Source organism: Belnapia sp., from assembly GCF_059504005.1.
Genome location: NZ_JCACHU010000182.1, coordinates 105,772 through 128,133, shown reverse-complemented (window position 1 = coordinate 128,133; position 22,362 = coordinate 105,772). Strand labels below are relative to the sequence as shown.

At 74.3% G+C, this 22,362-nt stretch carries 23 protein-coding genes; 15 read left to right on the top strand and 8 right to left on the bottom strand.

The window, feature by feature from the left end; translation table 11 throughout:
- Positions 1-2 precede the first annotated feature (2 nt).
- On the top strand, positions 3-944 hold the full coding sequence (locus AC5JJ1_RS29025; protein WP_495788599.1) for a ketopantoate reductase family protein: 942 nt from the start codon (positions 3-5) through the stop codon (positions 942-944).
- Here AC5JJ1_RS29025 and AC5JJ1_RS29020 read toward each other — a convergent pair.
- The 5 genes from AC5JJ1_RS29020 to AC5JJ1_RS29000 form a co-directional block, all read right to left on the bottom strand.
- Positions 924-2,120 (bottom strand): MFS transporter, encoded by a 1,197-nt coding sequence (locus AC5JJ1_RS29020; protein WP_495788598.1) that lies wholly within the window; start codon positions 2,118-2,120, stop codon positions 924-926. The two genes, AC5JJ1_RS29025 and AC5JJ1_RS29020, sit on opposite strands and share 21 nt — an antisense overlap.
- A 56-nt stretch (positions 2,121-2,176) precedes the next feature.
- On the bottom strand, positions 2,177-2,572 hold the full coding sequence (locus AC5JJ1_RS29015; protein ID WP_495788597.1) for a GFA family protein: 396 nt from the start codon (positions 2,570-2,572) through the stop codon (positions 2,177-2,179).
- 25 nt (positions 2,573-2,597) lie between these two features.
- A complete protein-coding gene (locus AC5JJ1_RS29010) occupies positions 2,598-3,287 on the bottom strand; it encodes a DJ-1/PfpI family protein (RefSeq protein ID WP_495788596.1) in 690 nt (229 codons plus the stop codon).
- A gap of 150 nt (positions 3,288-3,437) precedes the next feature.
- On the bottom strand, positions 3,438-3,998 hold the full coding sequence (locus AC5JJ1_RS29005) for a TIGR04282 family arsenosugar biosynthesis glycosyltransferase (protein WP_495788595.1): 561 nt from the start codon (positions 3,996-3,998) through the stop codon (positions 3,438-3,440).
- The gene (locus AC5JJ1_RS29000) at positions 3,995-4,654 is read right to left on the bottom strand and encodes a TIGR04283 family arsenosugar biosynthesis glycosyltransferase (RefSeq protein WP_495788594.1); all 660 of its coding nucleotides are present in this window, start codon (positions 4,652-4,654) and stop codon (positions 3,995-3,997) included. The genes AC5JJ1_RS29005 and AC5JJ1_RS29000 overlap by 4 nt, the downstream gene beginning before the upstream one ends.
- 89 nt (positions 4,655-4,743) lie before the next feature.
- Here AC5JJ1_RS29000 and AC5JJ1_RS28995 point away from each other — a divergent pair, with 89 nt between their 5' ends.
- Positions 4,744-5,862: a PA0069 family radical SAM protein gene (locus AC5JJ1_RS28995; protein ID WP_495788593.1), complete on the top strand. Its 1,119-nt coding sequence runs from the start codon at positions 4,744-4,746 to the stop codon at positions 5,860-5,862.
- A gap of 44 nt (positions 5,863-5,906) precedes the next feature.
- Here the strand turns inward: AC5JJ1_RS28995 and AC5JJ1_RS28990 are convergent, their stop codons facing one another.
- Entirely contained in the window at positions 5,907-6,293 is a 387-nt protein-coding gene (locus AC5JJ1_RS28990) for a cupin domain-containing protein (protein WP_495788592.1), read from the bottom strand.
- 110 nt (positions 6,294-6,403) lie between these two features.
- On the opposite strand from AC5JJ1_RS28990, the gene AC5JJ1_RS28985 reads away from it, so the two are divergent.
- From AC5JJ1_RS28985 to AC5JJ1_RS28970, 4 genes are all read left to right on the top strand, one after another.
- A complete protein-coding gene (locus tag AC5JJ1_RS28985; protein ID WP_495788591.1) occupies positions 6,404-6,778 on the top strand; it encodes a cupin domain-containing protein in 375 nt (124 codons plus the stop codon).
- A 7-nt stretch (positions 6,779-6,785) separates the two neighbouring features.
- A complete protein-coding gene (gene rnhB / locus AC5JJ1_RS28980) occupies positions 6,786-7,394 on the top strand; it encodes a ribonuclease HII (RefSeq protein WP_495788668.1) in 609 nt (202 codons plus the stop codon).
- Between the two features lie 84 nt (positions 7,395-7,478).
- Positions 7,479-8,567 carry a site-specific DNA-methyltransferase gene (locus tag AC5JJ1_RS28975; protein ID WP_495788590.1) on the top strand — a complete coding sequence of 363 codons (1,089 nt, stop codon included), beginning with the start codon at positions 7,479-7,481 and terminating at the stop codon, positions 8,565-8,567.
- Entirely contained in the window at positions 8,564-9,781 is a 1,218-nt protein-coding gene (locus tag AC5JJ1_RS28970) for a M20/M25/M40 family metallo-hydrolase (protein ID WP_495788589.1), read from the top strand. Before AC5JJ1_RS28975 ends, AC5JJ1_RS28970 begins: the two co-directional genes overlap by 4 nt.
- 7 nt (positions 9,782-9,788) lie before the next feature.
- Here AC5JJ1_RS28970 and AC5JJ1_RS28965 read toward each other — a convergent pair whose 3' ends face one another.
- Positions 9,789-10,835 (bottom strand): A/G-specific adenine glycosylase, encoded by a 1,047-nt coding sequence (locus AC5JJ1_RS28965; protein ID WP_495788588.1) that lies wholly within the window; start codon positions 10,833-10,835, stop codon positions 9,789-9,791.
- On the opposite strand from AC5JJ1_RS28965, the gene AC5JJ1_RS28960 reads away from it, so the two are divergent.
- The 3 genes from AC5JJ1_RS28960 to AC5JJ1_RS28950 are packed head-to-tail and all read left to right on the top strand — an operon-like array spanning position 10,836 to position 16,533.
- Positions 10,836-11,300 (top strand): DUF721 domain-containing protein, encoded by a 465-nt coding sequence (locus AC5JJ1_RS28960; RefSeq protein ID WP_495788587.1) that lies wholly within the window; start codon positions 10,836-10,838, stop codon positions 11,298-11,300.
- Between the two features lie 17 nt (positions 11,301-11,317).
- Positions 11,318-11,926, top strand: a complete 609-nt coding sequence (locus AC5JJ1_RS28955) for a DsbA family protein (protein ID WP_495788586.1) — start codon at positions 11,318-11,320, stop codon at positions 11,924-11,926.
- Positions 11,923-16,533, top strand: coding sequence for an AAA family ATPase (locus AC5JJ1_RS28950; RefSeq protein WP_495788585.1), 4,611 nt, complete (start codon positions 11,923-11,925; stop codon positions 16,531-16,533). Before AC5JJ1_RS28955 ends, AC5JJ1_RS28950 begins: the two co-directional genes overlap by 4 nt.
- A gap of 3 nt (positions 16,534-16,536) precedes the next feature.
- Here the strand turns inward: AC5JJ1_RS28950 and AC5JJ1_RS28945 are convergent, their stop codons facing one another.
- Positions 16,537-17,595 carry a DUF4118 domain-containing protein gene (locus AC5JJ1_RS28945; protein ID WP_495788584.1) on the bottom strand — a complete coding sequence of 353 codons (1,059 nt, stop codon included), beginning with the start codon at positions 17,593-17,595 and terminating at the stop codon, positions 16,537-16,539.
- A 140-nt stretch (positions 17,596-17,735) separates the two neighbouring features.
- Between AC5JJ1_RS28945 and AC5JJ1_RS28940 the strand changes: the two genes are divergently transcribed.
- From AC5JJ1_RS28940 to AC5JJ1_RS28915, 6 genes are all read left to right on the top strand, one after another.
- Positions 17,736-19,601, top strand: coding sequence for an ABC transporter ATP-binding protein (locus AC5JJ1_RS28940; protein WP_495788583.1), 1,866 nt, complete (start codon positions 17,736-17,738; stop codon positions 19,599-19,601).
- Between the two features lie 134 nt (positions 19,602-19,735).
- Entirely contained in the window at positions 19,736-20,032 is a 297-nt protein-coding gene (locus tag AC5JJ1_RS28935) for an AtpZ/AtpI family protein (protein WP_043338289.1), read from the top strand.
- Between the two features lie 19 nt (positions 20,033-20,051).
- Positions 20,052-20,810, top strand: coding sequence for a F0F1 ATP synthase subunit A (locus tag AC5JJ1_RS28930; protein ID WP_495788582.1), 759 nt, complete (start codon positions 20,052-20,054; stop codon positions 20,808-20,810).
- Between the two features lie 54 nt (positions 20,811-20,864).
- Positions 20,865-21,089: an ATP synthase subunit C family protein gene (locus AC5JJ1_RS28925; protein ID WP_043338292.1), complete on the top strand. Its 225-nt coding sequence runs from the start codon at positions 20,865-20,867 to the stop codon at positions 21,087-21,089.
- 61 nt (positions 21,090-21,150) lie between these two features.
- Positions 21,151-21,753: a F0F1 ATP synthase subunit B family protein gene (locus AC5JJ1_RS28920; RefSeq protein ID WP_495788581.1), complete on the top strand. Its 603-nt coding sequence runs from the start codon at positions 21,151-21,153 to the stop codon at positions 21,751-21,753.
- Positions 21,753-22,259: a F0F1 ATP synthase subunit B gene (locus tag AC5JJ1_RS28915; protein ID WP_495788580.1), complete on the top strand. Its 507-nt coding sequence runs from the start codon at positions 21,753-21,755 to the stop codon at positions 22,257-22,259. The genes AC5JJ1_RS28920 and AC5JJ1_RS28915 overlap by 1 nt, the downstream gene beginning before the upstream one ends.
- The last annotated feature ends 103 nt before the right edge of the window (positions 22,260-22,362 follow it).

Genomic DNA, 22,362 nt, shown 5'->3' with positions numbered 1-22,362 from the left:
GCGTGCGCATCCTCTGCCTCGGCGCCGGCGCCCTGGGCGGCTATTTCGGTGGCCGCCTGGCGCAGGCCGGGGCGGACGTGACCTTCCTCGTCCGCCCGCGCCGCCAGGCCCAGCTGGCGGCGGAGGGCCTCGTCATCGAGAGCCCCTTCGGCGATGCCCGCCTCCCCGTCCGCACGCTGGCGACGGCGGGGCCGGGCTTCGACCTCGTCCTCCTCACCTGCAAGGCCTACGACCTCGACGCCGCGATCGAGGCCATCCGCCCCGCCATGGGGCCGGGCACGGCGGTGCTGCCCGTGCTCAACGGCCTGTCGCACATCGCCCGCCTGCAACGGGAATTCGGCCAAGGCCAGGTCCTCGGCGGGCTGGCCAAGATCCAAGCGACGCTGACGCCGGCCGGGGTCGTGAAGCAGCTGAGCGACTGGCGCTGGCTCACCTTCGGCGAGCTGGACGGCACCGCCTCCGCCCGCACCGAGGCGCTCGCCGCCCTGGCCGCCCCCGCCACGGGGATGGTCGCCGAGGCCGTGCCCGACATCACGTCCCGCATGTGGGAGAAGCTGGTCCATCTCGGCACCACCGCCCTCGGCACCGTGCTGATGCGCGCCAATACCGGCGAGATCGCCCGCGCCCCGGGCGGCATCGCCCTGATGCACCGCATCCTCGAGCGCAACGCCGCCATCGCCGCCGCCCATGGCCACCCCGTCCGCCCCGGCTTCATGGACGAGTTCCGCCGCCTCTTCGCCGACCCGGCGGGGGCCTATGCGGCCTCCATGCTGCGCGACCTCGAGGCCGGCGGGCGGATCGAGGCCGACCACATCCTCGGCTTCCTGCTCGAGGCCGCGCAGGCCGCCGGCATCCTGCACGAGCTGCACCAGGCCGCCTACATCCACGCCAAGGCCTTCGAGCAGCGCCGCGACGCCGGGCGCCTACCGGCGCCGCAGCCTTAGCCCCAGCGCCAGGATCGCCGCCGCCCCCACGGCCAGGGCCGGCGCCGCGCCCATCCCGGCGATCGCCAGCCCGATCACCACCGGCCCCAGCGACTGGCCGATGAAGAAGTGGAAAGCGTGCAGCGCCACGGCCGAGCCGCGCGCCTCCGGCGCCAGCTCCGTCACCCGGGTCTGGATGCTGTTGTGGATCATGTAGAAGCCGGTCCCCAGCGCCAGCCCCGCCGCGACGAAGACCGCCACCGCCGGCGCCAGCCCGAAGCCGATGAGGGCGAGCGCCGCCAGCCCCGCCCCGAGCACCACCATCCGCCCCTGGCCGATCCGCGCCAGCAGCGGCCGCGCCACCATGGCATAGACGACGCCGCCGAGGCCGAAGGCGGCGACCGTCAGCCCCGCCTCCGCCGTCGCCCCGAGCGAGCCGCCGAGCCCCCGCCCCTCCAGCATGGGCGCGAAATAGGGGAAGGTGCCGAAGACCAGCAGCCCCTCCACCGCCACCGCCCCGTAGAGCAGCCGCGCCTGCGGCAGGGCGAGGAGCCCCTTGTACCGCCGGACCGCCCGCGCCGCGTCGAACCGCCCGCGCGGCTCCGGCGCCCGGCCGAGCGGGAAGGCCAGCATCACCGCCGCCGCCACGGCGGCGAGCCCGGCGCAGAGCAGCATCACCCCCCGCCAGCCGATCGCCTCGCCCAGCGCTCCCGCCACCGCCCCGCCCGCGATCTGCCCGACGATGGCGAAGACCAGCAGCCGGCTGAGCGCCACCTGCCGCCCCTCGATCGGCACCGCATCGCCGACGGCCGCGAGCGTCAGCGGCATGATCCCGCCCGCCGCCGCCCCCGCCAGGGCCCTGAGCGCCAGCAGCAGGCCGAGGCTCGGCGCCAGCAGCGCCAGCAGGCTGAACACCGCCAGGGCGCATAGCCCGCCGAGGACGACCCGCCGCTTCCCCACCGCATCGCCGATCGGCCCGAGGATCGGCTGGATCAGCGCATAGGGCAGCGCATAGGCCGAGGCGAGCAGCGCCGCCTGGCCGACCGGCGCGTTGAACTCGGCCGCAAGCGTGGTGACGAAGGGATCGAGCACCCGCCCGCCGAAGGATCCGGCGAAGCAGGCCGTGCCGAGCAGCAGGATCAGCCGCCGGACATCCGTTGCGGGTTCGGTGACAGGCGTGATCTGGTCGGGAGGCATCGGTGCGAGTGTGCGCTGCACCGCAGCATGGGGCAACAGGCGATGCCCCGGCCCGGTCAGGCGCCCTGCGGATGGTGCCGGTCGGCCTCGACCTGCACCCAGCCCCGCTGCGATTCCTCCCAGACCGACCGGGCGGGGCGCGGCTGCTCCGCCTCGGGAAAGCAGCCGACCGCCACGGCGACGAAGCCGGGCGCCCGTTCGGCCGTCCAGTAGACCGAGGAGCCGCAAGCCGGGCAGAACCGGGTCCGCACGGCGCCGCCCGACGCGCCGGCCCGGGTGTATTCGCTGGCGGCTCCCGCGATCCGCACCTCGCCGGCGGGATAGAAGGCCCCGGCGCCGAACGGTGCGCCGGTCCGCCGCTGGCATTCCGTGCAGTGGCAGGCGACCACCAGCCGAGAGGGGCCGGGCACCCGGGCGGTCAGCGCGCCGCAGCTGCATCGGGCCTCGATCACGCCGCCCCCTGCCCTGCCCGCCCGATCAGCCGGCGAGCCGCGTCGCCACCCGGGCCAGCAGCGCCTCGCGCTCCGCCCGCATCGCGGCGCCCCGCCGCCGCGCCGCCTCCAGCACCGCGGGCGGCGCCGTTTCCGGCCTCCCGGCCTGGAAGGGCGGCGCGGGGGCGTATTCGATCTGCAGCTGGATCGCCTGCGCCGCCTCCGGCCCGGCGATCTCGGCGGCGATGGTCAGCGCGAAGTCGATCCCCGCCGTCACCCCGCCGCCGGTGACGAGGTTGCCGTCCCGCACCACCCGCGCCTCCACCGGCACGGCGCCGAGCGCGGCGAGGAAGTCGTGGCTCGCCCAATGCGTCGTCGCCTGCCGGCCCCGCAGCAGCCCCGCCGCGCCCAACACCAGCGCCCCAGTGCAGACCGAGGTGAGGTAGCGCAACCCGGGGGCCTGGGCCCGGAGGAAGCCGAGCACCGCCTCGTCCTCCATCAGCGCCGCCACCCCGGGCCCGCCGGGCACGCAGAGGATGTCGAGCTGCGGGCAGTCCGCCATCGCCGTATCCGCCAGCATGACGAGGCCGGTATCGGCCCGCACGGGCCCCGCCTCCTTCCAGATCAGCCGGACCGCCGCCCCCGGCAGCCGGCTCAGCACCTCGAAGGGCCCGGTGAAGTCGAGCTGGGTAAGCTTCGGGAACAGCAGGAACCCGATGGCGAGCGGCGCGGTCATGGCTGGTCCTCCTGGGGCCGGTTGAACGAGGCCGGGTCGGCCCACCGGATCCTGGCCGCCCCGGTCCGGCGGCTCTCGACCGCGAGCCTTGCCCACGGGCCTTGCGCATCCTGGCACGGCTCCGCGCGAGCCGGCCACCCGTGACCTTCCCTATCGCAGCGCCCGCAGGTCGGCCGCATGGTCCACGTCGCGCAGGCGCCGCAGCAACGCCACCCGGTGGCGGGAGAAATTGGCGAGCGTATCCGCCAGCGCATGCTCGCTCGACCAGCGCACCCGGGCAAAGGGTCGCTCCGGCCGCCGCGGCCCGAAGCCGACCAGCCAGTAGCCGCCATCCTCCGAGGGGCCGAACACCGCATCCACCCGCCCGAGCGCCCGGAAGGCGGCGGCGATGTCGGCCGGGCCGAGGCCCGGGATGTCGCTGCCGATCAGCACCGCCCGGCGGTGCCGCCCGAGGGCGCGGGCCATCCGCTCGCCGAGGTCGCCGCCGCCCTGCGGGTGCAGCGCCACCCCGGCCCGCCAGCGCGCCCGGTCCGGCGTCGCCGCCAGGACGAAGCGCCAGCGCCGGTCATGGCCGAGCCGGCGGACGAGCCGCGCCACCTGGCCGCGATGGAAGCGCAGCGCCGCAACATCGCCCACCTCGCGGGCCAGCCGCCGCTTGACGGTGCCGAGCCGCGGCGCCCGGGCGAACAGGATCAGCGCGTCGCCCTTCATCCGTAGAGCCTTCGGATCACCCCCGGCGGCAGGCCGAGGAACCAGAGCGAGAGGCAGAGCAAATTGCGGGCCGAGCGCCGCCGCCACCCCTCCCGCCGCCAGCGCGCCGCCGAGGTGAGCGCCAGGGCTGGCATCGGCGCCAGCCGCCGCCGGCCGAGCCGCCGCACCAGGTCGACATCCTCCATCAGCGGGACCGGGCGGAAGCCGCCGACCTGCTCGTAGAGCGCCCGGCTGATCAGCAGCCCCTGGTCGCCATAGGGCAGGGCCAGCACCCGGCAGCGCCAGGCGACCTGCCGCTCCAGCCGTCGCGCCTCGGGCGAGGGGTCGTCGAGGGCGAAGCGGAAGTAATGCGCCCGGCCGGCCTCGCGCATCGCCGCCCGCACCGCCTCCCGCCAGCCCGGCCCCGGCCTGGTATCGGCATGGAGGAAGAGCAGCCACGCGCCCTCGGCCGCCGCCGCCCCGGCCGCCAGCTGCACCCCCCGCCCGCGCGGCGAGGCGAGCACCCGCGCGCCGGCGGCCCGCGCGAGGTCGGCGGTGGCATCCGTGCTGCCGCCATCCACCACCACCACCCGCAACCCGGCGCAGGCGGCGAGCACGGGGCCGAGGCTCCCGGCGGCGTTCAGCGCCGGGATGACGATAGTCAGGCTTTGTTCCAAGGATTCTTTAACCAAGCGTTCCTACGATGTTCTTGACAGGCCGGTTCCGCCTTGGCAGGGTTCCAAGGAACAGAGAAGGAACGGTCGTCATGCCGGACGGATCGTCTGTTTCCGCCCTCCTGACGGGCACGCGCAAGGGCCGCGGTGCCCTCTCCAACCCGCCCGTTCGCTTCGAGAGCACGGCGCGGGAGGCCTTCGACGACGGCTGGGACAGCCTGGCCGACCTTGCAGACCTGCCGCCGCTGCCGACCACGCTGCTGCGCGAGCGCTCGCGCAGCGCGCTGACCTACAACGACAGCCCGGATCTCGGCTTCGACCGCTCGATCAACAGCTATCGCGGCTGCGAGCATGGCTGCATCTACTGCTATGCCCGTCCGAGCCACGCCCATATCGGCCTCTCCCCCGGCCTCGACTTCGAGACGCGGCTGCTCTTCAAGCCCGACCTGCCGGCGCTGCTCGAGAAGGAATTGCGCCGCCCCGGCTACGTCCCGAAGCCGGTCGCGCTCGGCGCCAATACCGACCCCTACCAGCCGGTCGAGCGGACCCTGCTGCTGACCCGCCAGGTGCTGGAGGTGCTGGAGCGCTTCGGCCACCCCGTCACCATCGTGACCAAGTCGGCCGGCGTGCTGCGCGACCTCGACATCCTGACGCGGATGGCGCAGCGCAACCTCGTCCATGTCTGCCTCTCGGTGACGACGCTCGACGCATCCCTCGCCCGGCGGATGGAGCCGCGCGCCGCGACGCCGCTGCGGCGCCTGCAGGCCATCCAGGCCCTCGCCCGCGCCGGCATCCCCGCGGGCGTGCTCGCCGCGCCGATGATCCCCGGCCTCAACGACGCGGAGCTGGAGCGCATTTTGTCCGAAAGCTGCAAGGCCGGCGCCACCCGCGCGGGCTATGTGCTGCTGCGCCTGCCGCTCGAGCTCCGGGCGATGTTCGAGGAGTGGGTTCGCACCCACCTCCCCGACCGCGCCGCCCGCATCCTGGCCCTGGTGCGCGAGACGCGCGCGGGCGCCATGTATGACAGCCGCTTCGGCACCCGCCAGACCGGCACCGGGCCCTATGCCGACATGCTGGCCAACCGCTTTCACCTGGCAGCCCGCAAGCTTGGCTTCGGCAACAGCCGCGTCGCCTCCCAGGCCCTGGACTGCAGCCAGTTCGCCCCGCCGCCGGAGCCCCCCATGCCGGCGCGGCAGTTGGAACTGCTGTAGAGGATGGTCGGGCCAGCATCCCCCGGCCCGGCCATCCGCCCCCCCTACTCCTCCGCGGTGAAGAATTTCTGCCCGGCGGCGAAGACATTCGGCCTGAGGAAGATGCCGAGGATCAGCGCGCCCTCCGGCCCCGCCCAGGCGACATGGGTGTTACCCTGCGGCCGCCAGACGAACTGGCCCGGCAGGCACTCCCCCTCCTCGTCGACGAAGCGGCCTTCCAGCACATAGGTCTGCTCGATCGCCGTGTGCTCGTGCAGGGGCACCTCGGCGCCCGGCTCGAGCTTCAGCAGCAGCGTGCACATGCCGGACGGGTCGCTGTAGAGGGTCTTCGAGCGGATGCCGGGGAAGGCGCTCTCCTCCCAGGGCATGCTCGCCGGGTCGAGGAAGACGGAGGGCGGCGAGGGTTCGGGCGCGAGCAGGCGTTGGCGCATCGGGACGCTCCCTTGTTTGGTTGATCGAAAGCCTATGCCCCCGCGCGGCCCTTCGCTAGGATTCGTGCGCTTGGGAAAGGAACGGACGGATGCGCTCGCGTCGGGGATTCATGGGTTGCGCCCTCTGCGCCGCGGTCGGCCTGGCGGCGACGCGGGCGGCGGCGCAGACGGGCGGCGTCAGCCGCAGGATGCTCGGCACCATCGACTATCCGGGCGACGGCAAGGTCTCCATCCCGATGACGATCGAGATCGCCCCCAATGCCGTCATCGCCCGCCACACCCATCCGGGCGTCGAATCCTCGGTGGTGACCGAGGGCGAGGTGATGCTCGAGGTCGAGGGCCAGCCCGCCCGCACCTACAGGGCCGGCGAGGGCTTCCAGGTGCCGCCCGGCGTGCCGCATGGCGGCCGGGGCGGGCCGGTGACCTCGAAGATCGCCGCCACCTACATCGTCGAGAAGGACAAGCCCCTCGCCTCCCCGGCCTGACTTCGCGCTGGAGGCCGAGGCCGGCGGCCGCGTCGCCGGCGTCGACGAGGCCGGGCGCGGCCCGCTGGCCGGGCCGGTGCTGGCGGCCGCCGTCGTCTTCCCGCGCGGCGTGCCGCCGGCGCTGGCCGCGCTGCTCGACGACAGCAAGCGCCTGACCGCCGCCGCGCGCGAGGCCGCCTTCGCCGCGCTGCGCGAGGCTGCGGCGCGGGGCGAGGCGGAGTGTGCCATCGCCGCCGCCTCCGCCGCCGAGATCGGCCGCCTGAACATCCTGCGCGCCACCCACCTCGCCATGGCGCGCGCCGTCGCCCGGCTGGCCGCGCCGCCCGCCCTCGCCCTGGTCGACGGCAACCGCGCGCCGCCCCTGCCCTGCCCGGTGCGCTGCGTGGTCGGCGGGGACGGCCTCAGCCTCTCCATCGCCGCCGCCTCCATCCTCGCCAAGGTGGTGCGCGACCGGGCGATGGCGCGGCTCGACCCGCGCTGGCCGGCCTATGGCTTCGCCCGCCATGCCGGCTACCCGACGGCGCTGCACCGCGCGGCGCTCGCCCAACATGGGCCTTCGCCGCATCACCGCCGGGGATTCGCGCCCGTCGACCAGGCGGCGCTTCGCTTTGGTTGACCCGGCGAGTCCGCCCGGCGATTGTGGCGCCTCGCCGATTCGGTGCGGGAAGGGTTGTGGGGCCCAGTCTTGGGGGAGGCTATCTTGGGGACCGGGCTCGACCTTGCACTCGACCAGATCCTGGTCGGGGACTGCATCGAACAGATGCAGCGCCTGCCGCCGGCCTCGGTGCACGCGATCTTCGCCGACCCGCCCTATAACCTGCAGTTGAAGGGCGACCTGCGCCGGCCGGATGACAGCCTGGTCGACGGCGTCGACGACGAGTGGGACCGCTTCGCCGACCTCGCCACCTATGACGCCTTCACCCGCGCCTGGCTCGGCGAGGCGCGGCGGGTGCTGCGCAAGGACGGCACGATCTGGGTGATCGGCAGCTACCACAACGTCTTCCGCCTCGGCACCGCCTTGCAGGACCTCGGCTTCTGGGTGCTGAACGACGTCATCTGGCGCAAGGCGAACCCGATGCCCAACTTCCGCGGCCGGCGCTTCACCAATGCGCATGAGACGCTGATCTGGGCCGCCCGGGGCGAGGAGAGCCGCTACCGCTTCAACTACGCCGCCATGAAGTCGCTCAACGAGGACGTGCAGATGCGGAGCGACTGGTTCATCCCGCTCTGCACCGGGCAGGAGCGGCTGCGGGACGCGAAGGGGGCGAAGCTCCACCCGACGCAGAAGCCGGAGGCGCTGCTGCACCGGGTCATCCTCGCCTGCACCAATCCGGGGGAGGTGATCCTCGACCCCTTCCTCGGCACCGGGACGACGGCCGCCGTCGCCCGGCGGCTCGGCCGGCGCTATGTCGGGATCGAGCGCGATCCCGCCTATGCCGAGGCCGCCCAGGCCCGGGTGGATGCGATCGAGCCCCTGTCGGAGACCGCCGCCTTGACCATGGCCGGCAAGCGCGAGCAGCCGCGCATCCCCTTCGGCGCGCTGGTGGAGCGCGGCCTGGTGCCCCCCGGCTCCCTCCTGGTGGACCGAGCGCGGCGCTGGCAGGCGACGGTGACGGCGGATGGCTCGATCCGCTGCGGCCGGGCGCAGGGCTCAATCCACCAGGTGGGCGCCGCGGTGCAGGAGGCGCCGAGCTGCAACGGCTGGGCCTTCTGGCATGTCGAGCTGCCGGGCGGCCGGCTGCGCCTGCTCGACGAGATCCGGGCGGAGCTGCTGGGAGGGGGCCAATGAGCGCCGCGGACACCATCGCCGCCATCCTCGCCGACCCGCGCTTCCAGGCCGCCGTCGCGGTGATGGAGCGGGAGCATGACCGCACCGTCGGGGACATCATCCGCCTGACCGAGATCCCCTCGCCGCCCTTCAAGGAGGAGCGCCGCGCCGCCGCCTATCTCGGGATGCTACGCGAGCACGGGCTCGAGGAGGTGGAGCAGGACGCGGTCGGCAACGTCATGGGCTGCAGGCGCGGCACGGGCAACGGCACCACCGTCGTCGTCGCGGCGCATCTCGACACCGTCTTCCCAGAGGGGACCGACGTGCGGGTCAGGCGCGAGGGAACCAGGCTCTTCGCCCCCGGCGTCGGCGACGACACGCGGAGCCTCGCCGTCAACCTCGCCTTCCTCCGCGCCATGGATGCGGCGGGGATCCGGACGCAGGCGGACATCCTCTTCCTCGGCGATGTGGGGGAGGAGGGGCTCGGCGACCTGCGCGGCGTCAGGCACTTCTTCACCGAGGGGCGGCACCGCGACCGGGTCGGCGCCTTCTTCACCGTCGACAGCCCGGAGGTCGACCGCATCGTGACGGGCGGCATCGGCAGCAAGCGCTACCGCATCGCCTTCCGGGCCCCTGGCGGGCACAGCTTCGCGGCCTTCGGCCTGGTGAACCCGGCCTATGCGATGGCGCGGGCCTCCCTCACCCTCGCCCAGCTGACGGCGCCGCGGGAGCCGCAGACGACGCATTGCGTCAGCGTGCTCGGCGGCGGGACCTCGGTGAATGCCATCCCGAACGAGGTGTGGATGGAGGTCGACCTCCGCTCGCAATCCGCGAAGGAGCTGGCGCGGCTGGAGCGGGAGTTCCTTGCGGGCGTCGAGGCGGCTGTTGCCGCCGAGAATGCCGCGCGCTCGACGCGGGAGGGGCCGGTCGTGGCGGAGGTGACGCCGATCGGCGACCGGCCGGCCGGGCATACCGCGCCGGGAGCGGAGATCGTGCAGCTCGCCGTCGCCGCCGTTGCCGCGCATGGCTTTGCGCCGCGGCAGGAATATTCCTCGACGGATGCCAACATCCCGATGAGCCTCGGCATCCCGGCGATCAAGATCGGCTCCGGCGGGCGCGGCGGGCGGGCGCATTCGCTGGAGGAGTGGATCGACGTGGAGCCGGGCGAGAGCCTGCGCGGCATGTCGGCGAGCCTGGCGGCCATCCTGGCCGTGGCGGGGATGGAGCCGGGCTGAGCGGCCCTCAGCCAGCGAGGGCCAGCAGCCGCCGCATCACCGTCGGCAGGGCGGTCGCCGCCTCCGCCCTGTCGCGCGCCTCCATCCCCTCCGGCGGGTCGAGGCGCGGGACGGCTGCGGCGTAGAGCAGCATCTCCAGCTCGAAATGCGTGAAGCCATGCCGCGCGACGCCCGGCAGGCGCCGCCAGGGGAGACCGGGGACGGGCGCATGGGCCAGGGCCTCCGCCTCGGTCCAGGGCTCGTCGCGCCAGGGGGTGCCGGGGAGTTCGAGCATGCCGCCGAGCAGGCCGCGCGGCGGGCGGCGGCGGAGCAGCAGTCGCCCCTCGGAATCGGCCAGCAGGAAATGCGCGCCGTGGCGCAGCAGGCGGGCGCGCTTCGGCGACTTGCGCGGCAGCTCGCCCTGGATGCCGCGCTGCTGGGCGAGACACCCGCCGCGCCAGGGGCAGAGGGCGCAGGCCGGCGCCTTCGGCGTGCAGATGGTGGCGCCGAGGTCGAAGAGCGCCTGGGCGAAGTCGCCGGGGCGGGCGCGGGCCGCCGCATCCACCATGAAGCCGGAGGCCGCGGCGGCGAGGCGCTGCTTGGCGGCCGGCAGCGGCGTCTCCTCGGCCAGGAGGCGGGCCGTGACCCGCTCCACATTGCCGTCCGCCGGCATCACCGGCTCGTCGAAGGCGATGGCGGCGACGGCGGCGGCGGTGTAGGCGCCGATGCCAGGCAGGGCGCGCAGCGACTCGGCGGTGCGGGGGAAGCCGCCCATCGCCGCGACGGCCCGCGCGCAGGCATGCAGGTTGCGCGCGCGGGCGTAGTAGCCGAGCCCGGCCCATTCCTCCATCACCGCGCTCTCCGGGGCGGCGGCCAGAGCCTCGACATCCGGGAAGCGGGCCAGGAATCGCTCGAATCGCGGGCCGACCGCGGCCACCGTCGTCTGTTGCAGCATGACCTCGGAGAGCCAGACGCGGTAGGGATCGGGGCGGCCGCCATCGCTGCGGCGGAAGGGCAGGGTCCGGCGGTGGCGGTCGTACCAGGCGAGCAGCGCGGCGGCGGGGGGTAAGGGCATATGGCGAAAGATAGCGAGGATCGGCGATTCGTCTGGGGGCCGCGCCCGCTCGGGACGCTCATTCCGCATCTGACGCGGCCGGTCTTCCGCAAGAAGAGCCCGGCCGGCGCCCTGCTGATGGCCGACTGGGCGGAGATCGTGGGGCCGAGCCTCGCCGCCGTCACCAGCCCGAAGCGGGTGACGGCGGGCACGCTCACCATCGGCTGCGTCGGCCCGGTGGCGATGGAGCTGAGCCATCTGGCGCCGCAGCTGATCGAGCGGATCAACGCCCAGCTCGGCAAGCCGGTGGTGGAGCGGCTGCGCTTCGTCCAGCAGGCCGCCAGCGCGGCCCCGGCGCGGCCGCGGCCGAAGCCGGAGGCGCCGCTGCCGGAGCGGGTGGAGGCGGGGCTCGGTAACCTTCCGGCAGGGGATTTGCGCGAGGCGCTGGCAAAGCTCGCCCGGGGCGTCTATCGGAACCGAGGATGACACTGCCTGGAGGCCGCATGCCCCTCTCCCGCCGCCTGATCCTGGCGATGCCGGCCCTCGCCGCCGCGCCCGCCCTCGCCCAGACCGCCGATCCGCGGATGGCCGAACGCGGCACCGGCCGGCCCGATGCGCCGGTGACGGTGACCGAGTTCTACTCCCTCACCTGCTCCCACTGCGCCGCCTTCCACCAGAACACCTTCCCCATGGTGAAGCGCGACCTGATCGAGACCGGCTCGCTGCGGCTGGTCTGGGTGGATTTCCCGCTCGACCAGCTGGCGCTGGCCGCCGCCTGCGTCGCCCGCAGCCTGCCGATGGAGCGCTACGAGGGCTTCATCGGCGCCCTGCTGGCCAACCAGGACCGCTGGGCCTTCACCCGCGGCGACCCGCGCGAGGAGCTGGCGAAGATGGCCGCCCTCGCCGGCATGAGCCGCGCCAGATACGACGAGGTGTTGGCGGATGACGGGCTGAAGCGCGCCATCCTCACGCAGCGGCAGGCGGCGGAGAAGGAGTTCAACGTCTCGGCCACGCCGAGCTTCTCCTTCAAGGGCCGCAAGACGATCAACCAGTCGGGCGACATGCCCTTCGATAAGTTCAAGCAGCTGTTCGAGGAAGCGAGGCGCGGTTGAGCGACGAGGTCCAGACGGAGGAGGCCCCGGCCTCGGAAGAGCCTCGGCGCGATGCGCCGAGGGCGACGCTCGCCCGGCTGCGCATCGCCGGCTTCAAGAGCTTCGCCGAGGCGACGCTGGTCGAGGTGCTGCCGGGGCTGACAGGCATCGTCGGGCCGAATGGCTGCGGCAAGTCCAACGTCGTCGAGGCGCTGCGCTGGGCGATGGGCGAGACCTCCGCCCGTTCCATGCGCGGCGGCGAGATGGAGGACGTGATCTTCGCCGGCACTGCGACCCGGCCGGGGCGGAACCTGGCCGAGGTCTCGCTCTACCTGGAGGAGGCAGCCGGCCTCGCCCCGCCGCCCCATACCGACGCGCCGGATCTCGAGATCATCAGGCGCATCGCGCGCGGCGACGGCTCCTCCTTCCGGATCAATGGGCGCGAGGTCCGGGCGCGCGACGTGCAGACCATGTTCGCCGATATCGGCTCGGGCGCCCGCGCCTCGGCCATGGTGAGCCAGGGGCGCGTCTCCGCCATGATCGGCGCCAAGCCGGAGGAGCGGCGGCAGGTGCTGGAGGAGGCGGCCGGCATCAGCGGCCTCCGCGCCCGGCGGCACGAGGCGGAGCTGAAGCTGCGCCAGGCGGAGACGAATCTGGGCCGTGCGGAGGACCTGCTCGGCCAGCTCGAGACCCAGCGGCAGTCGCTGCAGCGCCAGGCGCGGCAGGCCAACCGCTACCGCAACCTCTCGGGCCTAGTGCGCGGGGCGGAGGCGGAATGGCTCGCCCTGCTGCGCGCCCGGACGCAGGCGGCGCTGGCGCTCGCCTCGGCGGAGTTCGCCCGCGCCTTGGCGGTGACCAAGGCGGCCGGGGCCGAGGCCGAGGCGGCGGCGATCCGGAGCTTCGCCGCCGAGCGGGGCATCCCGGCGCCGCGCGAGGCGGAAGCCATGGCGCGCACCGCGCTGGAGCGTCGGCGCGTCGAGGCCGAGGGGCTGGATGCCGAGGAGCGCCGCGCGCGCGAGGCGCTGGCCGCGGCCGAGGCGCGGCTCGCCCAGATCACCCGCGACCTCGCCCATGCCGAGGCGGTGGAGGGCGATGCGCTGGCGGCCGAGCGGCGGCTGGCGCGCGAGGACGCCGCGCTCGCTGAGGCGGAGGCGAGCCTGCCCGCCCGGCTGGAGGCCGCCGCGGCGGCGCTCGCCGAGGCGACGGAGGCGGCGCGGGCCGCCGAGCGCGCCGCCAATGCGGCGACGGAGGATGCGGCCGCCATCGCCGCCCGCGTCAATTCGGCGGGCATGGAGCTCGCCGCCAGCACCGAGCGGGCGCGGCGGCTGGTCTCGCAGCGCGATGCGCTGGCGGCCGAGCATGCGGCGGCCCTGGCCGCCTGCCTCGCGCCCGCCCGGCTGCAGGCGGCCGAGGCGGCCTCCAGCCAGGCCGTGACGCGGCTGGAGGGTGCCCGCACCGCCCTCGCCGAGGCCGAGGCCGCCCGCGCCGCGGCGCAGGAGGCCCACGCCACGGCCCGGCGCGACACCGCCGCCGCCGAGGCCGAGGCGGCCCGCGCCCGCACCGCCCTCGCCGAGGCCGAGCAGCGCACAGGGCGCATCGCCGCCCAGCATGGCCGCCTCTCCACCGACCATGACGCGGCCCTCGCCCAGCGCATCGCGCCGGAGCGGCTGGCCGAGGCGGAGGCCGCGACCGCCGCCGCCGAGGTCGCCCTGGCCGAGGCGCGTACCCGCCTCGACGCCGCCGAGGCCGCCCGCGTCGCCGCGCAGGAAGCGCATGCCACCGCCCGCCGCCGCATGGTCGAGGCCCGGAGCGGCCGCGACCGCGCCCAGGCGGAGCAGGCCGCCGCCGGCCAGCGCGCCGCCGGCGCCCGGGCGCAGCATGCGAAGCTGCTGGCCGAGCGGGATGCCGCCCGCGCCGCCGCCGTGCCGGCCGAGACCCTCGACGCCGCCCAGGCCATGGCCGCGGAAGCCGAGGCTGCCCTCGCCGCCGCCCTGGCTGCCGTCGGCGAGGCAGAGGCTGCGCGCGCTGCCGCCGCCGCCCGCCATGCCGAGGCCCGCGCCGCCGCCGCTGAGGCCGAGGCCGACCGCGCCCGCGCCGCCGCCGAGGTCGAGGCGCTGAGCGAGACGCTGGCTGCCGGCGAGGCGGCCGGGAGCGCGTCACCGCCGGTGCTCGATGCCGTCTCCGTCCCGCCGGGGCTGGAGGGCGCCCTGGGCGCGGCGCTCGGCGAGGCGCTGGAAAGCCCGGCCGACCCCGCCGCCGCCCGGCACTGGCGCCAGCTGCCGGCCTTCGAGGCCGCGCCCGCCCTGCCGGCCGGGCTCACGCCGCTGGCCACCCTGGTCGAGGCACCTCCCGCCCTCGCCCGGGCCCTCTCCCAGATCGGCCTGCTGCCCGAGGGGGCAGATGGGGCGGCGATGCAGGCGCGGCTTGCACCGGGCCAGGCCGTGGTGGCGCGCGACGGCGCCGCCTGGCGTTGGGACGGGCACACCGCGCGCGCCGATGCGCCCAATCCCGGCGCGGTGCGGCTGCAGCAGCGCAACCGCCTCGCCGCGGCCCGCGCACGGCTCGGCGATGCGGAGGCGGCAGCGTCCGCCGCGGCCGGCCTGCGCACGGCGGCCGAGGCGGCCGAGGCCGCTTCCGGCACCGCCGAGGCCGGTGCGCGCGAGGCCCGGCGCCTTGCCGAAGCCCGGCTCGCCGCAGCGCGGGCCGAAGCCAGCCGTCTGGCCGCCGCCGCCGCCGAGGCGGCAAGCCGGCTCGGCGCGCTGGAGCCGCAGCTCGCGCGGCTGGCCGAGGCGCTGGCAGAGGCAGAGGCGGCCGAGCAGGCAGCCGCCGAGGCGTTGGCCGCCCTCCCCGCTCCCGAGGCGGCGGCGGCCGAGGTTCAGGCTGCGGCGCGGGCTGAGGCGGAGGCCGGCGCGGCCGAGGCCGCCGCGCGTCGCCACCGCGCCGAAGCCGAGACCGGGCTCCAGCGCGCGCGCTCGGCAGCCGCCGGCCTCGTAGCCTCGGCCGCGCAGGCGGAGAGCCGGATCGGCGCCCTCGCCCCGCAGCTCGAGCGGCTCGGAGCGGAGCGGGCGGAGGCCGAGGCAGCGCTGGCCGCGCTGCGCGAGGCGCAGGCCGGCCTGCCCGATCTCGATGGCTTGCGGCGCACGGCCGAGGCCTTGCGGCAGCGCGAGGCCGAGGCCGTCGCGGCCGAGGCGGCGGCGCGCACGGCGCGCGGCGGGGCCGAGGCGGCCGTGCAGGCGGCGCGGGAGGAGGCGGCACGGCTCACCGCCGCCGCGGCGCAGGCGGAGAGCCAAGCCGCCGCCCTCGCCCCGCAGCTCGGGCGCATCGCCGCCGATGCGGCCGAGGCCGAGGCGGCGCTGGAGCGGGCACGGGCGGCGCAGTCGGCGCTGCCGGACCTGGGCGGCATCCGCTCCGGCGTGGAGGCGGCACGGGGCACCTTGTCCGGTGCGCGGGCGCAGGAAGGGGCGGCGCTCGAGGCGCAGGCCGCGCTGCGGGCCGAGCGCGAGCGGCTGGCGACCCGCCGGGCCGCCATCGCCGCCGAGGGCGCGGACTGGGCCGGACGCCGGGCCGATGCGGCCGGGCGGCTGGAAGAGCTGCGCCAGCGCACGGCGGAGGCCAGGGCGGCGCATGACGAGCTCGCCGCATTGCCGGAGGCGGCGGCGGCAACCCGTCGCCAGGCCGGGACGGTGCTGGCCGAGGCCGAGGCGGCGCATGCGACGGCCGCCGCCGCCCTCGCCGCCGCCGAGGCGGAGCGGCAGGCATCGGCCGAGGCACGGCGGGAGGCGGATGCCGCCTTCGCCGCGGCGCGCGAGGCGCAGCTGCGGGCCGAAGGGGCCGCGAGCCAGGCCGAGGCAGCGGCCGCGGCCGTCGAGGAGCGCGTTAACGAACGCCTCGGCGAGGGCGCGGCGCTGCCGGCGCCGGAGGAGCTCTCCGATGCCGCCGAGGACCGCGCCCGGCGCAAGCTGGAACGCCTGGCCCGCGAGCGGGAGGAGATGGGCCCCGTCAACCTCCGCGCCGATGTGGAGATGGAGGAGATCGAGGCCCGCATCGCCACCATCACCCGCGAGCGGGAGGAGATCGGCACCGCCATCGCCAAGCTGCGCGGCTCGATCGGCGCGCTGAACCGCGAGGGGCGGGAGCGGCTGCGGACGATCTTCGACCGGGTGAACGCCGAGTTCCAGAGCCTCTTCGGCCGGCTCTTCGGCGGCGGGCGGGCGCATCTGGCGCTCGTCGGCTCGGAGGATGCGCTGGAGGCGGGGCTCGAGATCTATGCCGAGCCGCCGGGGAAGAAGCTTTCGGCCCTCTCGCTGCTTTCGGGCGGCGAGCAGGCGCTGACCGCGCTCTCGCTCATCTTCGCGGTCTTCCGCTGCCAGCCGGCGCCGGTTTGCGTGCTCGACGAGGTGGATGCGCCGCTCGACGACGCCAATGTCGAGCGGCTCTGCGACCTGCTGGAGGCGATGGCGGCCGAGAGCGGCACGCGCTTCCTCATCGTCACCCACCACCCGCTGACCATGGCGCGGATGCACCGGCTCTACGGCGTCACCATGCAGGAGCGCGGGGTGAGCCGGCTGCTCAGCGTCGATCTCGGCCGGGCGGTGGAGATGGTGGAGGGGCAGCAGGCGGCGGAATAGGGCTCACCCCCTGCGCCCGGGCGCCTGGGCGGGGAAGCGCAGCTCCACATGGGTGCCGGCGCCGCCCGCCCCCGGGCCGCGGGTGAAGCTGCCGCGCAGCTGCGCGGCCATGCCGCGCAGCAGCCGCGTGCCGAGGCCGGTGCCGAGCGGGCGGGTGCGGCTGCCGCTGCCGGTCTGGTCCTCCGGCGAGGTGCCGGTGCCGTCATCCTCGATGGTCAGCAGGAAGTGGCCGTCGAGCCGCGTGAAGCGCACCTGGACCCGTCCCGGCCGGTCGTCGGGGAAGGCGTATTTCAGCGCGTTGGTGACGCATTCGTTCAGCACCAGCCCGACCAGGATGGCGCGCTCGGAATCGAGCGGATGGGTCTCCGCCTCCGCCGTCAGCACGACGGGGCGCAGGCCCTCCGTCGCATGGGTCCGGGCGAGTTCCATCGCCAGGCCCTCGACGAAGGCGCGGCTGTCGACCAGGGCCGGGTCGTCCTCATGGATCGCCTCCTGGGCGAGGAGCGTATGGACGCGGGCGAGTGCCCGGGCGTGCTCGGCCGCCTCGCGCAGCCCGTCCTGGGCCGCGGAGGAGGGTGCGGCGCGGGCGCGCAGCAGCAGCAGGGCGACCAGCGACTGCAGGTCGTTCCGGGTCCTGTGGCGGAATTCCTGCAGCAGCAGGCGGCGCTGGGCGTCGGTGCGGGCCAGCGCCTCATGCGCGTCGCGAAGCCGCAGCAGCGTCGCCTGGGAGGCACCGATGACCAGGCTGATGAAGATGCAGATCAGGATGAACAGGCCGAGCGCCCAGAGCTGCCGGGGATCCCCCACCTGGAGGCTGCCATGGGGCGGCAGGTAGGCCCAGCACAGCCAGAAGGCGGAGATGGCGGTGGCGAACAACCCGGCCGTGCTGCCGAACAGCGTGGCGCTGACGAGGACGCCGAGGATCGGCATCAGGAAGACGTTGGTGCTTGGCAGCAGCGTGCCGACTCCCTCCCGCGCGACGAAGGCGCCGAGGACGACCAGCCCGGTCAGGAGAAGGCGCAGCCAGAGCGGCAGGGATTGCGCCCGGCCAATGGCGGCCATGAAAGCCGAAAAGTAGATCATTGCGCTGACAACGATCTCAGGCGTCGAGGGACGCCTCACCGCGCGATTTCGTGAAGCGGGAGCGGCGGCCGGCCTCGCCATTGCTTGACCTCGGAGGCCGGCGGGCGCGTTGTGGCGCCATGCCTTTCCGCTTCTTTGAGCGCCTGGTTGACCCGGTCGCGCCTCCCGGATCCCCTGCCACGCGGATCCTCGGCACTGCGGTCCCCGGGGGGCCGCCGCCGCGGAGCCTCGCCGGTTTCTACTGGCACTTCATCAGCCAGGCGCGGGCGCTCTTCGCCGCGCTGTTCTTCGCCGGGCTGCTGGTGGCGCTGATGGATGCCGCCATTCCGGCGATGATCGGCCGGGTGGTCGCCCTGCTGACCAGCCATGCGCCGGACCGGCTCTGGGCCGAGGCCTGGCCGAGCCTGGTCGGGATGGCGGCGCTGGTGCTGGTCGGGCGGCCGGGGGCGCTGCTGCTGCAGAACCTCATCACCCAGCAGGGCATCAACGGGAATTTCACCTCGCTGGTGCGCTGGCAAAGCCATTGGCAGGTGGTGCGCCAGGGGCTGCCCTTCTTCCAGGAGGATTTCTCGGGACGCATCTCGAACCGGGTGATGCAGGCGGGGCCGGCGCTGCGCGAAAGCGTGGTGCAGGTGGTCAATGCCGTCTGGTACATCCTGGTCTACGGCACCGCGGCGCTCGGCCTGCTGGCGGGGGCCGACTGGCGGCTGGCCATGCCGATCGCCGTGTGGTTCTGCGCCTATGCGACCTTGCTGCGCTTCCTCGTGCCCAGGATGCGGGACCGATCCCGCGAGGCGAGCGCCCAGCGCAGCCAGCTCACCGGGCGGATCGTTGACAGCTATACGAATATCCAGACGGTGAAGCTCTTCGCCCGGGCCGAGCAGGAGGATGCCTTCGTCCGCGAGGGGCTGCTCGGGCTGAATGCCGCCTTCCAGCGGCAGATGCGCCTCGTCACGCTGAACGGCTTCCTGCTCGGCACCCTGAACGCCGCGATGCTGACGGCCACCGCGGCGACCGGCATCTGGCTCTGGAGCCACGGGCAGATCGGCCTCGCGGCGGTGGCGACGGCGCTGCCGATGGCCTGGCAGATCGCCAACATCTCCGGCTGGGTGGCCTTCAACGTCACCGCGATCTTCGAGAATCTGGGCGTGGTGCAGGAGGCGATGAACTCCATCGCGGTCCCCCCCACCGCGCCCGACCCGCCGGGGGCGGTGCCGCTCCGGGTCCCGCGCGGCGAGATCCGCTTCGAGGGGGTGCGCTTCGCCTATGGGCGCGAGACGGGGGTGATCCAGGGCCTCGACCTCACCATCGCGCCCGGGGAGCGCGTCGGGCTGGTCGGGCATTCGGGGGCGGGGAAGTCGACCCTCGTGAACCTCATGCTCGGCTTCTTCCGCCCTGAGGGCGGGCGCATCCTGATCGACGGCCAGGACATCGTCGGGGTGACGCAGGAGAGCCTGCGCGCCGCCATCGGTGTCGTCACCCAGGACACCGCCCTGCTGCACCGCTCGATCCGCGAGAACATCCGCTACGGGAGGCCGGAGGCGGGGATGACGGAAGTAGAGGCCGCCGCCGCCCGGGCCGCCGCCGCCGGGTTCATCGAGCAGCTGCAGGACTGGCGGGGACGGGCGGGCTACGACGCCCATGTGGGCGAGCGGGGAGTGAAGCTCTCCGGCGGGCAGCGCCAGCGCATCGCCATCGCCCGCGTCCTGCTGAAGGATGCGCCGATCCTGGTGCTGGACGAGGCGACGAGCGCCCTCGATTCCGAGGTGGAGGCCGCCATCCAGGACCAGTTGGCCGAGCTGATGGCGGGCAAGACGGTGATCGCCATCGCCCACCGCCTCTCGACCATCGCCCGGATGGACCGGCTGGTGGTGCTGGAGCACGGCCGCATCGCCGAACAGGGGACGCATGAGGGGCTGCTGCGGCGGGGCGGGGTCTATGCCCGGCTCTGGCGGCAGCAGAGCGGCGCCTTCGAGGCGGTGTGAAACCGTACCGACCCGCCATGAATCGGCTGAAAAGCGCGTGCCCTCGGCGATAGCGGCGCGCGACGGATTGACACTCCGCGGGGGGGGCCTTAGGAGCCCGGTGCCTTCCGCCGGGGTCCGACGGAGGAGCGAGGGTGAACGAGCGCGACGACTTCGAGCGGCGACTTCGGGAGGCACGGACCCGCCAGGGTCTCGACAAGCCGGCCGAGGATGCCAAGGGGGGTCTTCCGCCCGGTCCGATGGGGATCGGGTTCCGCGTCGGCGTCGAACTGGTCTCGGCCCTGGTGGTCGGGGTCGGGATCGGGCTGCTGCTGGACCGGTGGCTCGGGACGAAGCCCTGGCTTTTCCTGCTGTTCTTCGTGGCGGGCGCCGCTGCCGGAATCATGAACATCTACAGGCTGTTCAACCCGCGCAGTGGCCGGAAGATTTGACGCGACGGGAGAGGCAGCTGTGGCCGCTGAAGGCAAAGCTATCGACGCGCTGAGCCAGTTCGAGCTGGTGCCGTTCATGGGCGCCCTCGGCGAGTCCGTGCGCTTCAGCCAGTCGAACGCGCATATGCTGCTGGCCTTCGGGCTCATCACCGCGCTGATGATGTGGGGCACGGCCAAGCGCGACATCGTCCCCGGTCGGCTCCAGGCCCTGGCCGAGAGCGGCTACGAGTTCGTCCACGGCATCGTCACCGGCCAGGTGGGCGACCAGGGCAAGCGCTACTTCCCCTTCGTCTTCTCGATCTTCATGTTCGTCCTGTTCGGCAACATGATCGGCCTGTTTCCCTACGCCTTCACCTTCACCAGCCACATCGCGGTGACCTTCGCCCTCGCCGCGCTGGTCTTCGTCGTGGTGACGGTGGTGGCGCTGGCCATCCACGGCACACATTTCTTCGGCTACTTCTTCCCGGAGGGGGCGCCCAAGGCGCTCGCCCCGCTGATCATCCCGATCGAGGTCATCTCCTACCTCTCGCGGCCGATCAGCCTCTCCGTCCGTCTCTTCGCCAACATGGTCGCCGGCCACGTCATGCTGAAGGTGTTCGCCACCTTTGTCGTGATGATCGGCTCGGCGGCCGGCGTGCTGGGCCTCGTCGGCGCGGCGCTGCCCATGGCGATGAACGTCGCCCTGGTCGGGTTCGAGATCCTGGTCGCTTTCCTGCAGGCCTATGTCTTCGCCATCCTGACCAGCATCTACCTGCACGACGCGGTGCACCTGCACTGAGCCCGCCGTCGTTCGGACCTTCCACAACCACACCACCCCTGAAGGGACACTCACATGGAAGTCGCTGCCGCCAAGGCCCTCGGGGCCGGTATCGCCGTCATCGCGCTGTTCGGCGTCGGTCTCGGGATCGGCAACATCTTCTCCTCGCTGATCACCAGCGTGGCGCGCAACCCGGCCGCCCGTGACGCCGTCTTCCCGATCGGCATCCTGGGCTTCGCCCTGACGGAAGCGGTGGCGCTCTTCGCCCTGCTGATCGCCTTCCTCATCCTCTTCACCTGAGCCTGGCCGCACGGGGGGCGGCAGCCGGCTGCCCTCCGTTCGCCATGCAAGGGAGACGAGCATGAAGAAGACCATCCGGATCGCGGCCCTGCTCTCGCTCGCCACCCTGCCCGCCATGGCGCAGGTGGCGTCCGAGCATCCGGGCGCGACCAGCAGCGCCGGCATGCCGCAGCTGGATTTCGGCAATCCGTGGACGATCGCCCAGGTCATCTGGATGCTGATCATCTTCGGCGCCCTCTACTACGTGATGGCGCGCTACGCGCTGCCGCAGGTGGAAGGCGTGCTGGAGGCGCGGCGCGCGCGGATCGAAGGCGACCTCGAGAGCGCGCAGGCAGCGAAGCAGCGGGCCGATGCCGCGATGGCCGACCACCAGGCCGCGACCGCCAAGGCACGGGCCGAGGCGCAGGCTGCGGTTGCCGCCGCCACCCAGAAGGCGCAGGGCGAGGCAGCGGCGCGGGCCGAGGCGCTCAACGCCAGGCTCGCCGCGCAGATCGAGGCGGCCGAGCAGCAGATCGCCTCGGCGCGGGACAATGCCATGGGCGCGCTGCGCCAGGTGGCGACCGACACCGCGGATGCGCTCGTCACCCGGCTGATCGGCCGGAGCGACAGCGCCGCCATTGCCAAGGCAGTCGAGCGTGAGCTCGCGGCGCGGGGGCAGGCCTGATGGGTCACCATTACGAACACTTCTGGCTCGACCCGAAATTCTGGGTCGCGGTCTCCTTCGTCATCTTCTTCCTGCTCGTCGGGCGGATGGCCTGGGCGCGCATCACCGGGATGCTGGATGCGAAGGCGGACCGCGTGCGGGCCGAGCTCGCCGAGGCCTCCCGCCTGCGGGTCGAGGCGGAGGCGCTGCTGAAGCAGGCCGAGGCCGACCGCGCCGCAGCGCTGACCGAGGCGCAGGAGCTGCTGGCCCGTGCCCAGGCCGAGGCGCAGCGCGTCGGCGAGGCCTCGGCGGCGGAGGCGGAAGCCTCGGCCAAGCGGCGCGAGCGCATGGCGCTCGACCGCATCGCCGCGGCGGAGGCCGGGGCGGTGGCCGAAGTGCGGGGCGCTGCGACCGACATCGCGGTGGCGGCGGCGCGCAGCGTTATCGCCGAACGGATCGACGCCAAGGCCGATGCGGCACTGATCGACAGCGCGGTCGCGGGACTGCCGGCGCGGCTGCGCGCCTGACGCCCGCTGCCGTCTCCTGGATTGTTACGGACGGAGGCCGAAAGGCCTCCGTTCTGCTTTTCGGGCGCGGCGCTCCGGGTTAGGTTGCCCAGGTCGATTTCGC

Coding starts and splice junctions, on each gene's coding strand:
- AC5JJ1_RS29020 (WP_495788598.1), bottom strand. CDS start 2,120: ATGCCTCCCGACCAGATCACGCCTGTCACCGAACCCGCAACGGATGTC.
- AC5JJ1_RS29010 (WP_495788596.1), bottom strand. CDS start 3,287: ATGACCGCGCCGCTCGCCATCGGGTTCCTGCTGTTCCCGAAGCTTACC.
- AC5JJ1_RS29005 (WP_495788595.1), bottom strand. CDS start 3,998: ATGAAGGGCGACGCGCTGATCCTGTTCGCCCGGGCGCCGCGGCTCGGC.
- AC5JJ1_RS28995 (WP_495788593.1), top strand. CDS start 4,744: ATGCCGGACGGATCGTCTGTTTCCGCCCTCCTGACGGGCACGCGCAAG.
- AC5JJ1_RS28990 (WP_495788592.1), bottom strand. CDS start 6,293: ATGCGCCAACGCCTGCTCGCGCCCGAACCCTCGCCGCCCTCCGTCTTC.
- AC5JJ1_RS28985 (WP_495788591.1), top strand. CDS start 6,404: ATGGGTTGCGCCCTCTGCGCCGCGGTCGGCCTGGCGGCGACGCGGGCG.
- AC5JJ1_RS28970 (WP_495788589.1), top strand. CDS start 8,564: ATGAGCGCCGCGGACACCATCGCCGCCATCCTCGCCGACCCGCGCTTC.
- AC5JJ1_RS28965 (WP_495788588.1), bottom strand. CDS start 10,835: ATGCCCTTACCCCCCGCCGCCGCGCTGCTCGCCTGGTACGACCGCCAC.
- AC5JJ1_RS28960 (WP_495788587.1), top strand. CDS start 10,836: ATGGCGAAAGATAGCGAGGATCGGCGATTCGTCTGGGGGCCGCGCCCG.
- AC5JJ1_RS28955 (WP_495788586.1), top strand. CDS start 11,318: ATGCCCCTCTCCCGCCGCCTGATCCTGGCGATGCCGGCCCTCGCCGCC.
- AC5JJ1_RS28945 (WP_495788584.1), bottom strand. CDS start 17,595: ATGGCCGCCATTGGCCGGGCGCAATCCCTGCCGCTCTGGCTGCGCCTT.
- AC5JJ1_RS28940 (WP_495788583.1), top strand. CDS start 17,736: ATGCCTTTCCGCTTCTTTGAGCGCCTGGTTGACCCGGTCGCGCCTCCC.
- AC5JJ1_RS28925 (WP_043338292.1), top strand. CDS start 20,865: ATGGAAGTCGCTGCCGCCAAGGCCCTCGGGGCCGGTATCGCCGTCATC.
- AC5JJ1_RS28920 (WP_495788581.1), top strand. CDS start 21,151: ATGAAGAAGACCATCCGGATCGCGGCCCTGCTCTCGCTCGCCACCCTG.
- AC5JJ1_RS28915 (WP_495788580.1), top strand. CDS start 21,753: ATGGGTCACCATTACGAACACTTCTGGCTCGACCCGAAATTCTGGGTC.